The 14,096-nt window shown below is 65.5% G+C and carries 16 protein-coding genes and 3 pseudogenes; 8 read left to right on the top strand and 11 right to left on the bottom strand.

Going from position 1 to position 14,096, the window contains the following annotated elements; all coding sequences use genetic code 11:
- From A9310_RS26200 to A9310_RS03685, 5 genes and pseudogenes are all read right to left on the bottom strand, one after another.
- Positions 1-297 (bottom strand): annotated as a pseudogene (locus tag A9310_RS26200) (transposase); the annotation flags it as partial.
- Positions 186-824 carry a hypothetical protein gene (locus A9310_RS03695; RefSeq protein WP_065629413.1) on the bottom strand — a complete coding sequence of 213 codons (639 nt, stop codon included), beginning with the start codon at positions 822-824 and terminating at the stop codon, positions 186-188. The pseudogene A9310_RS26200 and the gene A9310_RS03695, both read right to left, overlap by 112 nt.
- 316 nt (positions 825-1,140) lie before the next feature.
- Positions 1,141-1,347: a hypothetical protein gene (locus A9310_RS03690; RefSeq protein ID WP_065629426.1), complete on the bottom strand. Its 207-nt coding sequence runs from the start codon at positions 1,345-1,347 to the stop codon at positions 1,141-1,143.
- Between the two features lie 127 nt (positions 1,348-1,474).
- Complete coding sequence (locus A9310_RS26550; protein WP_368072714.1) at positions 1,475-1,525, bottom strand: excalibur calcium-binding domain-containing protein; 51 nt, start codon at positions 1,523-1,525, stop codon at positions 1,475-1,477.
- A gap of 155 nt (positions 1,526-1,680) precedes the next feature.
- The gene (locus A9310_RS03685; protein ID WP_065629412.1) at positions 1,681-2,319 is read right to left on the bottom strand and encodes a helix-turn-helix domain-containing protein; all 639 of its coding nucleotides are present in this window, start codon (positions 2,317-2,319) and stop codon (positions 1,681-1,683) included.
- A gap of 65 nt (positions 2,320-2,384) precedes the next feature.
- On the opposite strand from A9310_RS03685, the gene A9310_RS03680 reads away from it, so the two are divergent.
- Together A9310_RS03680 and A9310_RS03675 are read left to right on the top strand one after the other, a co-directional pair.
- Entirely contained in the window at positions 2,385-2,798 is a 414-nt protein-coding gene (locus A9310_RS03680) for a DUF1761 domain-containing protein (RefSeq protein WP_254661166.1), read from the top strand.
- Positions 2,799-2,873: 75 nt separating this feature from the next.
- Positions 2,874-3,883 (top strand): annotated as a pseudogene (locus A9310_RS03675) (IS481 family transposase).
- On the opposite strand, the pseudogene A9310_RS03670 reads toward A9310_RS03675, so the two are convergent.
- A pseudogene (locus A9310_RS03670) lies at positions 3,880-4,652 on the bottom strand (integrase core domain-containing protein). The pseudogenes A9310_RS03675 and A9310_RS03670 sit on opposite strands and share 4 nt — an antisense overlap.
- A gap of 79 nt (positions 4,653-4,731) precedes the next feature.
- Positions 4,732-5,127 carry a RidA family protein gene (locus tag A9310_RS03665; RefSeq protein WP_065629410.1) on the bottom strand — a complete coding sequence of 132 codons (396 nt, stop codon included), beginning with the start codon at positions 5,125-5,127 and terminating at the stop codon, positions 4,732-4,734.
- 124 nt (positions 5,128-5,251) lie between these two features.
- Here A9310_RS03665 and A9310_RS03660 point away from each other — a divergent pair, with 124 nt between their 5' ends.
- Positions 5,252-6,217, top strand: a complete 966-nt coding sequence (locus A9310_RS03660; protein ID WP_065629409.1) for a YafY family protein — start codon at positions 5,252-5,254, stop codon at positions 6,215-6,217.
- A 78-nt stretch (positions 6,218-6,295) separates the two neighbouring features.
- Entirely contained in the window at positions 6,296-6,973 is a 678-nt protein-coding gene (locus A9310_RS03655; RefSeq protein ID WP_175401069.1) for a hypothetical protein, read from the top strand.
- A 97-nt stretch (positions 6,974-7,070) separates the two neighbouring features.
- Here A9310_RS03655 and A9310_RS03650 read toward each other — a convergent pair whose 3' ends face one another.
- From A9310_RS03650 to A9310_RS03635, 4 genes are read right to left on the bottom strand one after another with little or no spacing between them, the layout of a single operon-like run.
- A complete protein-coding gene (locus A9310_RS03650; protein ID WP_065629408.1) occupies positions 7,071-7,772 on the bottom strand; it encodes a helicase associated domain-containing protein in 702 nt (233 codons plus the stop codon).
- Positions 7,773-7,776: 4 nt separating this feature from the next.
- Positions 7,777-8,535 (bottom strand): helicase associated domain-containing protein, encoded by a 759-nt coding sequence (locus tag A9310_RS03645; protein ID WP_083207244.1) that lies wholly within the window; start codon positions 8,533-8,535, stop codon positions 7,777-7,779.
- Positions 8,520-9,272, bottom strand: coding sequence for an RES domain-containing protein (locus A9310_RS03640; protein ID WP_065629407.1), 753 nt, complete (start codon positions 9,270-9,272; stop codon positions 8,520-8,522). Before A9310_RS03640 ends, A9310_RS03645 begins: the two co-directional genes overlap by 16 nt.
- Positions 9,269-9,661: a hypothetical protein gene (locus tag A9310_RS03635; protein WP_005180243.1), complete on the bottom strand. Its 393-nt coding sequence runs from the start codon at positions 9,659-9,661 to the stop codon at positions 9,269-9,271. Before A9310_RS03635 ends, A9310_RS03640 begins: the two co-directional genes overlap by 4 nt.
- A gap of 104 nt (positions 9,662-9,765) precedes the next feature.
- Between A9310_RS03635 and A9310_RS26195 the strand changes: the two genes are divergently transcribed.
- The 4 genes from A9310_RS26195 to A9310_RS03615 all read left to right on the top strand — a co-directional run bounded on the left by A9310_RS26195 (position 9,766) and on the right by A9310_RS03615 (position 13,803).
- Entirely contained in the window at positions 9,766-10,983 is a 1,218-nt protein-coding gene (locus A9310_RS26195) for a helicase associated domain-containing protein (protein WP_368072712.1), read from the top strand.
- A gap of 294 nt (positions 10,984-11,277) precedes the next feature.
- Positions 11,278-11,481, top strand: coding sequence for a hypothetical protein (locus A9310_RS03625; protein WP_139104533.1), 204 nt, complete (start codon positions 11,278-11,280; stop codon positions 11,479-11,481).
- Complete coding sequence (locus A9310_RS03620; RefSeq protein WP_065629405.1) at positions 11,466-12,599, top strand: hypothetical protein; 1,134 nt, start codon at positions 11,466-11,468, stop codon at positions 12,597-12,599. Before A9310_RS03625 ends, A9310_RS03620 begins: the two co-directional genes overlap by 16 nt.
- 142 nt (positions 12,600-12,741) lie before the next feature.
- Positions 12,742-13,803 carry a hypothetical protein gene (locus A9310_RS03615; RefSeq protein ID WP_065629404.1) on the top strand — a complete coding sequence of 354 codons (1,062 nt, stop codon included), beginning with the start codon at positions 12,742-12,744 and terminating at the stop codon, positions 13,801-13,803.
- Positions 13,804-14,096: the final 293 nt, after the last annotated feature.

Here is a 14,096-nt window from a genome sequence, read left to right as displayed (position 1 = left end):
TTGAGTCGGTTGTTCTTCACCACGCGGCGGGTAATCGAGATGCTGCGCCCGGAGGCCCGCGTGATCAGCACAGAACCGGCGTAGGTCCTTCAGCGAACGGGCGTCGGTGAACCGCTCGCGGTCGTCGCCGATCTCGCCGAGCACCCGAGCGCCGGAGAGGTCAGCCAGGCCAGGAAAACTGGTGATCACCGCGTAGTCGGGGTACTGCTGGAATGCCTCGGTAGTGGCCTCGGTGAGCTGATCCACGGCGGCGCATTCAGCATCGACGCCACCCAGCAGCGCGAGGGCCTGGCGGCCGGATCGGTGGCGGCGAGCGTCGCGATCGCGGCCGCGGGAGTCGCAACGGGAAGTCCGTCGATTAGGGTCACCTCGTCCCAGGAAAGTGGGCCGTCGACCGCCAGCAGCTCCGCGGTGCGCACGCTGTAGCGACGGATGGAATTGGTCCTGATCACGGCGAGCTGGGGGAGCGGGCCGGTGACATCGGCGAGCCCATGGATGGCCAACGCGGTCGTTCCGGTGACGACGTGGTCAGGCCAGGTGGCCGCCAGCCGTTCGCCGGGAAACAGGAACGTGCCTGCCGCGACCCACGCCAGCCGAGCTGACTCGAGGACACGCCCGCCGACACGGCCGGGTTCGCGCATGACTCGATGCGCGACTGGCACCAGATACTTGTTCTGCCGCAACCTCTTCAGGTCAGTCGCCGTCATCTCGAATCGAGCGCACTGGCCAGTGGTGAGGAAGCCCCACTGCTGGGCGCGAACGTCTGCGGTGTCGATCCACCGCAACGTCAACTGCGGGTTAAGGCGGGGGAGGTGCGCGGTCACGGTGGCCGGTCAGTCCTTGTCGACGGTAGATACGTCTCCATACTCGCCTATCCGACTGTCCGACTTCACGAGCAGCGGCGCCATTGCGGCCGTCTGCCCGTTCTGGTCGTTTGTTGCCGATATGACGACTGAAGCCGCCGATCCGCATCAAGGGTTGACGGCTTCAGCGTGTTGAGGGACGGTGCTGGTCAGTGCGCCTCTCGGCGAGTGGCCGCACGCAGCGACGGAAAGGGGTGAGGCCCGGGGCAATGAGCCCGCCACCGTCGCACCAGTCAACGGCGGCCCCACCCGCGGTATTCCGCGCGGGCTGGCCGATCTATTCGGCGAGCTTGGCGACCGCCTGGGCCCAGAGGAAGAACTTGTTGGTGCCCAGGTCACGCACTGTCTTGATGTTGAACGCCGCCTGGAGCTTTTCGGCGTCACCGTCGCTGACGCCCTGCAACGCCGCGACCGGCGCATCGGCCAGCTCGGCCAGCGACTTGCCTTCGTATGCCTTGTCGAACTTGTCTGCGATTCCAGCCATGACCACTCCTTGAGAGTTCTCGACGACAGGGTTCGCAACACCCGGGAGGGTGCCGCGCCCGCAGCTTAGACCGCCGTCACGACGTTCCGAAAGGACCGTCGTGACGGCGTGTGGGCTGGCGGGGTGTCTATTCGCAGGCGACGCCGTCGCCGTCGCGGTCGATCCGCTCCTGCGGCACGGACTGCGGAGCAGTTGGCGTTACGAAATCCGGCAATTCGGCTTCCGCTCCAGCAGACGTGTCAGACAGCTAGATGTTGCTGGCCATGAGGTTGTTGACGGCGTCGCACCGACTACGGATCGATCCCTCCGATCCGCTGCCTTGGAGGTGGCGTCTTAGGCGAACGCTTGCCGAAGGGGGGCCGCGTCTCCGCGGAGTTCTCCTGCATAGAGCGCTTGGTCGATGGTGAGAGCGCCGGCGACGAAGCCGACAACGGTATCGGCCTCGGCCGCTAGGACGGTGTTCGGTCGATTCTTGTCACCGATCCGCGCGCTCGGACCACCCTCGTCGATGCGGAGAACGATGAGCAGACCCTCGACCTCAAAGCCGATCTCGACGGGCGGCGCTGCCGTCCTCCCGTGGAGAATGGCGGGCAGGGCGAGCGTCAGCCACCGGGGCCGGAACTCGTCATCACCGCGCCCGGCGGCCAGCAGAGGCACGCCCCACCGGCCCAGGGCCTCCATCGGCTCCTTGAGCTCCGTGCCCCATCGTGTCAGTCCGTAGACGACGCCTGTGTCTCCCAGCGCTCGCTCCACAACGCCGGTCTCCTCCATCGTCCGCAACCGCTCGGCGAGGAGGTTGCTCGCCACGCCCGGCAGGGATGCTTTGAGCTCGCCGTATCGCAGGGGTCCGGGCAGCAGCTCGCGCACGATCAGGAGGTTCCAGCGGTCTCCGACGACGTCGAGCGCGCGCGCCAGCCCGCAGAACTGACCGTAGGATCGACGTGATGATGCACGATTGACATTTTCAACCATGCTTGATGGTATCAATGTGCCGTCGTCGTTGCCAGGGCAGTCCGTGCTCCGGCCGTCAAGGAGGTATGAGCATGGAGATCAGCTGGATTGGTGTGCTCCTCGCGTTCGTCGCGGGGATGGTCGTCGCGATGGCCTGGTACTCAAGGGGAGCCATCGCGGACGCCTGGGAAGGACTCACGGGCATCACACCGGAGAAGAACAGACCCGTCCGAACACGGAACCTCGTCCTGCTCGCCGTGTCCAACGCGGCGACCACTTTCGGACTGGCGTTCGCCGTCGGGCTCACGTCGGCGGCCACCGGCAACGACTCCGTGTGGCTGGCGGTGGTGGTTGGGTTCGTCGCCTGGCTGACGCTGTCCGCATCGACTCTTATCCAGCACAACTCGTTCGAGCAGAAGCCTCTGAAGCTGACGATCATCAACGCCGGCTATCAGCTCGCGCTATTCCTCGCGATCACGCTTGTGCTGGGTCTGTTCTAGGCAGGTCGATCCATGACGGGACCATCACGTCCTTGCGCTAGGCGGCAGAGTATGACCTCGAGCATAAGCTCGTCGATGGGCACGCGCAGCCACAAGAATGCGCCACTCACGCCCGAGGTTGCCGACGTCTCGTGGAGCGATGCCGCACCCGGCCGATCGCGCACGTGGCGGCCGAGATGGGCATCTCGCGGGCGACCGCATCGAAGTGGGTGAACCGCTACCGGAAGTTCGGCGAACTCGGGCTGTTTGATCGCTCGTCTGCTCCGGTCCGACAGTCAACCGCGACACCCGGCCAGACGGTGGCGAGGATCGAGCAGCTACGGCGCGAGAAGAAATGGTCGGCGTCCCGCATCGCATTCGAGCTTCACGCGGACGGCACCACCGTCAGTCGGCGCACGATCACCCGCCACCTGGCTCAGCTCGGCTTGAACCGCCGTCGGTTCATCGACCCCAACGGCGAGAACAACCGAGAGATCAAGACCATCACCGCCAAGCATCCCGGGCACATGGTGCACCTGGACGTGAAGAAGGTCGGGCGCATCCCCGACGGCGGCGGCTGGCGAGTGCACGGGAAGAACAGCCCCGAGGCCAGGGCCGCCGCCCGCGCGAAGTCCCGCGGCGCGCGAGCGGGACACGCATACCTACACTCTGCGATCGACGGACACACGCGCCTGGCGTACACCGAATCGCTCGAGAACGAGCAGGCCACCACCGCGGTCGCGTTCCTGAACCGCGCCCGGGAATGGTTCGCCAAGCATGGCATCGGGAAGATCGAGCGGATCATCACCGACAACGGTGCCTGCTATCGCTCCAATGCCTTCGCCGCCGCCCTGAACGGTGCCGAGCACCAGCGGACCCGGCCTTGCACGCCCAAGCACAACGGAAAAGTCGAACGCTACAACCGCATCCTCGCCGAAGAGTTCCTCTACGTCAGAACCTGGACCTCAGAACACCAGCGCGAAAAAGCGCTCGAGACCTGGAACCTGCACTACAACTACCACCGGCCCCACGGCGCGCACGGCGGCAAGCCGCCCGCTTCCGGGACGCCATCACGCGTCAACAACGTCCTGGCCTCATACAGCTAGATGTACTGACCGGGGACGTTGGTCAACCGCGAGAAGGGCGGCTGGTTGCCGCAGGCCGTGTGCGGACGGTGCTGGTTGTACTGGTGAATCCAATCGGCGAGGGCATCGCGTCGTTCCTGCTCGCTGCGGTAACAGCGAGCGTAGGCCCACCCGTCAGCCATGGTGCGGTGGAAGCGCTCAACCTTGCCGTTGGTCTGAGGACGGTACGGGCGCGTCCGCTTCGGCGTGATCGACAAGGCCTCGCAGGTATTGCGCCACAGATGCGAGCGGTGGCGGAGCGGTTCTTTTCGCCTTGGCGGCGGCCGACATAACGCCAGCCGCCTCCGTCGGGGATGTTCCCGAGCTTCTTCACATCCACGTGCACGAGCGACCCGGGGTAGTCATGCTCGTAACGGCGGACAACTTCGCCTGTGGCGCGGTCTACGTATGCGAGCCGGTTCAGCCGGGCGGTCGTGAGGATTCGATGCACGGTGGACGGCGCGATGCCGAGCCTGCTCGCAAGTTGGACCGGCCCTTCGCGAAGTCGCAGGCGCAGGCTCACGCACCGCTTCGTCGTCGCCTTGCGCGTCTTGTGCGGCGAGGTCTTCGGCCGCGAGGACCGGTCGTGCATCGATTCGCCATTTGCGTAGCGATCTGCCCACCGCTTCACTGTCGGCCAGGACACCTGGAAGCGAGCGGCGACCTCGCTGATCGGCCAGCCGTCATCTACGACCAGGCTAGCGACTTTGAAACGGTGACGGGGAGTCAGAGCGGCATTTGCGTGGGACATGGGACTCCTTAGGACTCTCGGACGGTCAGCAGGGTTACCCTGCTGACCGTCCGAGATGAGATTCAAAAAGGGGGAAACGTTATGCGACAGCGGTTCCTTCGAGCTCGACCATCTGGCCGGGGATCGCCAGGCGGGTGACGCCGAGCATCGTGGTAGTCGGGGCGACTCCTGCCGCCCGGAGCTTCCCGGCGAGCACGCCGTAATGCGGGAACATCGCGTCCACGTCGGTGGTGTAGACGTTGAGGCGGACCAGGTTCTCCATCGACATACCGGCCTCGGCGAGCACGGCCTCGAGGTTCGCCACGGCCAACGCGAGCTGGGCCTCGACGTCCCCGTCATGCTCGGGCCGACCATCCTTGCTCATCGCTGTCTGTCCCGAGATGTACAGCGTCCTTGTCTCCCCTGAGATGACTTCGCCCTGGTTGAAGCCCATCTCCTGCGACCAAGTCACCGGATTTACTGCCGTGCGTTCCATCGCTGCTCCGTTCATTCGTTCCGCAGCGCCCGGCCGCCCTATGGCCGCCGTCCTCGACGCTGCGCTACTAGCCTCCCAACGAATCACGACACCTTGTGTCGTGTATTCTGGTGAAGATGGATGCATGCGAGCAGACCGACTGGTCTCGCTGGTGCTCCTGCTGCGCCAGCGAGACCGAATAACCGCCGACCAGCTGGCCAGTGCGCTCGAAGTGTCCACGCGCACCGTGCTGCGCGACATCGACGCCCTCTCGACTGCGGGCGTCCCGGTTTACGCCGACCGCGGTCGATACGGTGGCTATTCACTCCTTCCCGGCTTCCGCACCGAACTGACCGGGCTGAACCATGACGAGGCACTCGCGCTGCTCACCGCCGGATCATCCCGCGGCGAGAAGGTCTTCGGCCTCAGCGCACCGCTAGCCTCGGCGATGCGAAAGGTCGTCGACGCGCTGCCCGAGGGGCACCAGGTGAGTCTTGGCGATGCGGCCAAACGGTTCCTCGTGGAGCCGGAGACCGACCTTCTCTCTCGCCGTGCCCCCACCGAAGACCTGGCCGACGGCGTCATGAGCGAGGTCCGAGCCGCGGTGCTCACCGGCCGCCGGCTGCGATTCAACTACGCGGCACCTGGCAAAGCACCGAGTCGTCGAACCGTCGATCCGATTGGACTGGTCACCGTCCGCGGGCGCACTTACCTGCTGGCGACGAGGTCCGGAGACGATCGGACTTACCGTGTGTCTCGGATGCTCAGGGCCGAAGCGCTCCCCGAACCAGCGCAACGCCCCGCGCAGGTCGACCTCGACCGCATCTGGGCCGAGCGCACCGCACAGTTCCTCTCCGAGAACCACATCCCCGTCGTCGTCCGCATCAAGACCTCACGTCGTGAGGAACTGCTGGAGAATGCCAGTGCTGTCCGTGCCGAGGAACCGGAGCCGGATGATTGGATCCGCCTCGACGTGACCTTCGAAGACCTGCGCCATGCGGTGTGGGCAGTGTGGCGGCTTGATACGGACGCCGAAGTACTAGCGCCAGAATCCGTCCGCGATGCCATGTACGTGCGTGCCGAAGCATTGACGGCACGCTATCGATCCTGACGATCCGTACCGACTAACGTGTCCGGTCAGAACAGCTAGAGGTCTCCGAACCTCCCGGTGGCATGGTGAAATGCAGCGATGAACGTCCCACTCCACCGCCAGTGGCGGACTGCGACGGCTGCAGCGTGTGTGGTCATCGCCGCCGCCGTGACGGGCTGTGCGCCGGACTGGGAGGTCGACCCAGCGACCGAGTCGGTGCTGTCCTCAACCTCGGTTGTCCCTGAGGTCACGGCGACCTCGACGGTGTCGGCGTCGTCGGTCACCGACACCTCGGACCTGGCGAACCTGATGGCGATCGCCACCCACGTGTTCACCGGCCGCGTCGACGGTCAAGCCGGAACCACAGCGCTCGATGCGATTCCCGAAACCCAGTACCGAGTGCGCACCGGAGTATCGATCAAAGGTTCCGTGCCCGAGAGCGTGGTGGTCAACCAGCAGGGCGGGATCACCGACCGGGTCTACATCTCGGTCAACGGCGACACCCCACTTGCGGTGGGGCAGTGGTACCTGTTCGCCACCCGCTACCTCAAGGCGCAGAACTGGTACACCCTCATCCCGGTCGACGGCCGCACACCCGTGACCGAGCAGCAGGCGCACGACCCCGGCTCACCGCCGCTGGCGGCCGCGGCCGCGGCGACGCCCGCCCGCCCCCGGGCGGGGGTCGAACGCGAATCGCCGAGCCCGTCGCTGACCTTCCCCACACCCCGGCCGGGCGATCACCACCCGCCCCCGCCGTCACCGACCCAGCCTCGCTGACCGGTCAGGTCGTGTGTGGTGCCCCCGGTCGAAACTCGAACTGACACTGGACGGGTTTCGAATCCGTTGCCTCAGCCCGGCGGTCTGCTGTGTTGGATCAGGAGCGGTCTCCCGCAGTCCACCGCCAGTCGGGGAACTCGGTTTCGAGGCGGCGGACCCGGCCGGCCGGCAGTCGGCCTCGACGGTAGTCGGCGCGACGGTTCGCCGCCCACTGGCCGATCGCGAAGCCGTCGATCACCTCACGCTGGCGGGGGTTGCTGGTGCCGTGCACTACTCGATACCTGTGCAGGTGCGCGACGCCGGCCTCGAACGCGGCGGCCGATGCCGCGTCCTGGGGGTTCCACAGCCAGTCCGCGAACTCGTTGTCGAAGAGAGCGATTCGGTCAGCGGGTAGTCGGCCTGTGCGGTGGTCGGCGCGACGGTTCGCCGCCCACTGGCCGATCGGGAAGCCGTCGATGACGTCGTGTTGGCGTGGGTTGCTGGTGCCATGGGCGGCGACGTAGCGGCGCAGGTGTGCAATCCCGGTCGCGAAGGCGGCATCGAGCACGTTCCACTGCCAGTCGGGGAAGTCGGTTTCGATGCGCGCGATTCGCTCGGGCGATAGCCGGCCGAGCCGGTAGTCGGTGCGGCGGCTGTCGACCCAGGCGCCGATACGGAAGTCGTCGATCGTTGCGTGGCGGGGTGGTGAGCTCGATCCATGCTCTGCGGCGTAGCGGTGCAGGTGTGCGATCCCGTCGTCGAACCGCCRATCGTCCGCACGTCGGCGGCCAGCGGTCGGGGAGTTGTGCTCGCTGGGCACGGCGTCACCGCCTGCTCTTCGTGGCGGCGGGTCGTACGGTCCACCGCCAGTCAGGGAACTCGGTTTCGATGCGGCGGATCCGCTCCGCGGATAACCGGCCTTTGCGGTAGTCGGCGCGACGGGTGGCGACCCAGATACCGATCGGGAAGCCGTCGATCACATCCCGCTGAGGGACCTGGCTGGTCCCGTGGGCGGCGACGTAGCGGCGCAGGTGGGACAGGCCGGTCTCGAATGCCGTCGCGGAGGCCTCGTCCTGAGGCAGCCACTGCCAGTCCGGAAACTCGGACTCCAGACGCGCGATCCGGTCGGCCGACAGTCGGCCTCTGCGGTAGTCGGCGCGGCGGGACGCGACCCAGGTGCCGATCTCGAAACCGTCGATCACATCGCCTTCTCCGGCGTTGCTCGTGCCGTGGACGGCGACATACCTGCGCAGATTGGTGACGCCGACGTCGAACATCGCGTCGCGCACGTTCCACACCCAGCCGGGGAACTCGGTTTCGAGGCGGCGGATCCGCTTGGCCGACAGATGGCCCCGCCGGTACTCGGCACGGCGGTTGACGACCCACTGACCGATCGCGAACCCGTCGATCGTCGCGCCGCGGGGAGGTGAGCTGGAACCATGCATGGCGGCGTAGCGGTGCAGGTGGGCGATCCCGGTGTCGAAGAGACGGTCGTAGGCATTACTACGGCTGGTCGAGCCAGGCTCATGCTCGTTCGGCGGTGCGGGACAGCCTGTTTCAGGCAGTTCTAGGCGGGGGTCCACTCGAGTCCGAGGAGGGTCAGGGCGCGGGCCAGGTGTGGATCCGCGGCGTCGATGGGGCAGTGGTCGACCACGTCGATGTGGGGGCTGATGTCGGGGTCGGCGGCGCGTTCGTAGAGCGCCCACATGCGCAGCTGGTCGCCGTGGCGGGAGTCGAACTCGATCCCGTCGACTGCTGCCTGTCCGTGGTCGGTGAGGGCGTAGAGCCAGCGGGAGATGGCCTGGGTGAGACCGCGGGGTCGCCCGTCCCGTAACGCGGCGGTGTCGAGGTCATCGAGCCCGTAGCGGATCGCGAGCGGCCGAAACACCGTTCGCAGGGTGGCGAGGCTGTCCGGGGCGGCGGGCACCGCGAACCGTCCGGTCAGGGTGGCGTGGCCGAGCATCCGTGCCTCACACCACGATCGCGGGACGCGACCGGGCGGCAGCGTGGGATGGTCCTGCTCGTCTTCGTCGTCGACGACGATGTCGTCGAGCTCGGCGATCAGTTGCGGGCTGGGTCGGGCGAAGGCGAGGACTTCGAGGTAGCAGGCCAGGGGAGTGTCGGCGCAGTACAGGGTGCGCCACACCCCGTCGGGGTCGTCCCAGCGGCCGGCGAAGCGGCCGTCGGTGGCGTACTCCCACGGCGTCCACTCCCACGGACTGGGTGCGTACCCGACTCGATAGATGGGCGTGGCGGCCCGGATGCTGGTGGTGATCGGGCCGTGCGGGGTGCCGATCGTCGACGTGCGGGGTTGGTTCATCCCACCGCGGCGAACTGGCGGGCAGCGTTGAGTACCTGGGGGCCGACGTCGGCGAGGTCGCCGTCGCGCAGCAGCAACGCCGGCGCCCGGTCGTCGAGGACCGGGTTGAGGCCCTGGAACCAGGCTTGTGCGACGGCGGGGGTGTCGCGTTCGGTGATCAGGCGGGCGGCGCGGTAGGCGATCCGGAGCCGTTCGACGTCCTCGGGGTTGGCGATGGTGCGGGTGCCCTCCGCCCACTGCCGCACCGCCCGGGTCTCGCTCACCCGCCCCAGGTAGGCCACGAGCTTCGCGCCGAGCAGATCGCGCAACGCAGCCACGAGTTCGGGCTGCGACATACGGGCCGCTTCGGCGTAGGCGGCCAAATCCGGCCGGGGATGCGCTGCTGTCATGGTGATCACCTCAGATCCCAGTATAGATCCCATCCCGTGTGACAGCTAGACACCAGCGGGATTGCCCGCCGCGAACCCCTCGATGGTCGTAGTGAGAACGCCGGGTGGGTGGTCGACCGCCCGGCGGCAACAGGCACGCTAGGACTGTGACCAGCCGATACGATGAGGGTATCGCCCATCTACATCGGTATCGGGCCGTGCACGGCACCAGCAGCCCACGCCAGCGGGACGTCATCGACGGATTCCCGATCGGTACCTGGGTCGCCACCCGTCGCGCCGAATACCGGTCCGGACAAATGCCACCTGGACACGCCCACCAGCTCGAAGCCGAGTTCCCCGACTGGCAGTGGACCCTCAGGGCCCGAGCACCGTTCCACGTCGGCCTGGACCACCTGCACCGCTACGTCGCCACGCACGGCACCAGCTCGCCACCCCGCCACGCCACGATTGACGGATTCCCCATCGGCGCCTGGGCGGCCAAACGCCGCACCGAGTACCGACAACACCGACTCTCACCCAAACGGATCACCCAGCTCGAAATCGAGTTCCCCGACTGGAAATGGAACGTCCGATCTCAGCACATAGCGCCGGCGACGGTTCAGAGACGTTCGGTCACGAATCCTGTCACCGGTACCGTCGCTGCCATGGCGTATGCGACCGAACAACGACGCATCCTCGTCACTGCCTGCGCACCGTTTCGCGGGTTGCAGGCGCCGTCGGGCTACCCCGACGGATTAGCGCTGTGCGTGATCGACTCGGTGCAGTCGACCGGCGTCAGCTACTCCAGCGTCGAGAACGTGGTGGCCCGCTACAGGTCGTATCGGCGTGCTCATGGCGATGACCCGGACACAGACGGTGTCCCTGAGCTGCTTGCCACCTTCGACGAGCTCGGTGACCCGGGTGGCTGGGCGCAGAAGATCGGCAACAACAACCGCACCTCCACCCGCAGCGGGGTCCTCAAGTCGCAGGCGATCCGAGATGCGGCCCGCGTGCTCGACGGCGCGCGGATCGCCTCCGCAGAGGATCTCCGAGAGACGGCCAACGACGAGACGCAGCTGGCACAGATCCGGGATAAGTGGTGCGTTGTGACGGGGCAGCGCAGCGGAATTACCTGGCATTACCTGCAGATGCTGGCCGGGATACCGGGCGTGAAACCGGATCGGATGATCTGTCGTTTCGTTGCGGACTCGTTAGGGCTTGCCCGCCGCAGTGTCACACCGCAGTTCGCATTTGAGATCGTGACGGCCGCCGCGGCGGACATAGGCATGTCGCCCACTGATCTTGACCACGCCATTTGGCAATACCAGCGCGGCAGAAAGTAGGGTCTCGCAACGAGTGGCGTTTGCTGGAATCGAAGCTCCGTGACGCATCGGCGGCGTCTTCGATCGTTGCGATGCGCATGCGCATGCGAAGTTTGATCCCTCAACCAGGATTCGCTGCTGAAGTTGAGTATCTCGATGCTGGTCGTTCACAGGAGCACAGCCCAGGTGGCGGGCCAGGCCTATACCGGGCGAGGTGCCATCGGTGGTTAGCAGATCCTTGCCAGAGTCATGGTCGTTCACTACGTTCGCGAGAGGATCGACACTAGACAGCGTCTCTTCTGGGGAGGAATTTTCGTGGCGGACCACGACGTACGATTTAGCGCCAGCAGAGTGCGCGTCGCCGGCATCGATTTCGAGTTTGACGTTGCGATCGATGGAAAAACCCTCGGTACCCTCTACGTTTCCGAGGGCAATCTCCAGTGGCGACCCAAACACGGACAGAAGCGGTCGGTCATTCCCATCTCGTGGAAGGAATTCGCCGAATGGGCAGAGTCGTAGCTCAAAAGGGAACTCCCAACGCCGACGGCACAAGTGCACGCGTCCAGTTATGTCTACTACAGCCGTGGCAGCAAGCCGTGGATTGGTTTTTCCCTGGCGATGACGACGACCCCGATATCGGCGACCTCGTCTGGCGGACGCCACCAACGTACGCCGCCGGCGACATCATGGTGTACGTGGTCGACGCCCCCAGCCCAGCGATCATCAAGATCGACACCCTGTCCAGGGGTGACGACGACGATGGTCTCAACGCCCCACCCGACTCGGAATGGGGCCCCTTCGACGCGGGACTGTCGCTGCGGGCTATCGAAAAACGGCTAGGCGACACGTTGCCGGAGGCGCCGGCGACGATTACCGACGACAACCTCGGCCGGCGTTTGCTCGCCGCTATCGAGGCCGAAGAGGTTAACCCCACCCCATGGCGCGACGTCGACGAGTCCTGGTGCCGATGGCAGCCAACCGACAAATCACCCCCCACGCCGTTCGGCCCGACCGACTGTCTCTGCTGCGGCCGACACTTCACCTCAGCCGTGCCCGCCGAATCCCATCACCGCGACGTCGGGGACGACGAGGACCCCGCATTTGCCGACGGCGCCCCGGTTACAGTGTGTTCCGACTGCCACGGCCAGCTGCACCGACCGCTGCCCACCAGCCTGCCTGACCTCATCTGCGCGCGGCGGCCGTTATGCCCGTCTTGTTCAGCCGAACGCACCCTGGAAGTGATCTGGGGTATGCCTGCGGGCCCTCCGGGGCCCGGCGTCGCGCTCGCCGGCTGCGTCATCACCGGGCACACTCTGGAGTACCGCTGCGCTGCATGCGGTTACGAATGGACCGACGACGACACTGCCTATCCCGTCGCTGAAGGCGCCGGCGGTGGAGACCGCGTTCGAGCCCGGTTGAGCGACTACCCACTCGGCGACTTCCCGCCCGCGCGTCGTCAGCAACCTGGCCGCCTCGTAGTGGGGCGATACCATCCCCACCACGTCGACGGAGCGTGGGAATCAGGCACCCGGCACCTGGTCATCGGCGAGGATCGCAAACACTACATCGTCGACCCCAGCACCCTGCGATGGGCTGACCCCACGACATACACCAACCTCAGTCCGTCACCCGACTAGCAGCCCCCGGTCGTCGATGACGTGAAATGGCGCGGTGCTGCAGCGGGTTAGCGATTTGGCATCCGCCAGATCGCTGAACGGGCGATGTCCGCGACAGATGCAAACGGGGCTCCCAATTCGTCAACGGGTCTAGCATGACGGTGTGACAGACATCAACATCCTGGCCGTCGATGGGCCGGCAGCGAAGCCGCTCACCAGCGGATCTTTCGCAGCTTCCGGGTTCCTTGAAACCACCCACCTCGAGCAGTGGGTGGTAGAGAACCCAGTAGTCCTCGGCGAAGGTGTGATGATTGTCGCGCGACAGTACTCTAAGTGGTCCTCGAGCGAGGGGGACTTAGGACGGGAACGTCTCGATGTCCTCGCGTTAGACAAGTCTGGCCAACTCGTTGTCGTCGAGCTCAAGCGAGGAAATGACGCTCGAATTCACCTACAAGCCATCACCTATGCTGCGCTCGTGGCGGGTTTCGACAAGCAAGCATTGGCGGAGGCCCACGCCGAGTACATGGCGACGGTCGGGGAGTCGTGCTCGAACGAAGAGGCATTACAGCGTCTACAACAGCACGTCACCGATGACTGGAACGACGAGATACTCAAACTGCCGAGGGTAGTTCTTATCGCCGAGAAATATGCCGCTCAGACGTTAACGACCGTTGCGTGGTTGTCAGATATCGCACCGACGTTGGCTATCGAGATGCACACCGTGAATCTGTTCTATGACACAAGAGGGGATCAACCCTCGGCGCCGTGCGTCGTGTTTAGACGGCAGTACCCGCCAGACGACCCGTCTACTCGAGTTCTTACGCCTGGAGTCGCAAGCATTGAGTCAGCGGCTACCCGTATTGCGCAACGACAGCGTTCTTCCCGGTCGACTTATCTCCTGTACGACCACCAAGCTATCCCAGAGGGAGCAACCGTTGATTTGAATTTGCGCGGCGCCATTGCGCTGGATCTAGTGGCTGAAGTAGAGCAGTGGATCGGGGAACGTCCAGAGCGAGGACACGCGACATGGACGCGTCACAGGGATAAGCCACTCCGCTGGCTTGCAGACGACGAAGAGTCTGACCGGTCTTGGACTCCGACTAGCCTCGCGAGGCACATCGTTGCCGCAGCAACTGGACTGACCCGAGACGCTATACCGGGCGGAGACGTCTGGCTCTATGGCGAAAAGAACCTGATAACGCTCGCGCGTGAGGTGTCGACCTAGTGTAACAATCACTGGAAAGCCTACGTGCCGAGAACTACGGTCCTTGGGGCTGAATCCCGTAACTGACGCCATACGGTGAGGCAGCACTTGCTGCCGTGTTCGGATGCTGTCATCGGATGCGCAATCAGGTGGATAGCACGTCGGTGAGACTAGTGACAGATAGCTGATCCTGGACCTGGTCGAGGCCGCGAGGGATTGAAGGTTCATCCATAGGCCGGGTCGACGTAACTGATGATTATCGGCGTCTCCTAAGGATCGACGTGATCGACGATCTTCTGTGGGCGGTAGCCGGG

Origin of the sequence: Gordonia sp. UCD-TK1 (assembly GCF_001691435.1) — a bacterium.
Lineage (GTDB): Bacteria > Actinomycetota > Actinomycetes > Mycobacteriales > Mycobacteriaceae > Gordonia > Gordonia hongkongensis.
Note: the sequence above shows the minus strand (reverse complement) of the source record. Positions and strands in the feature narration are given on the sequence as shown.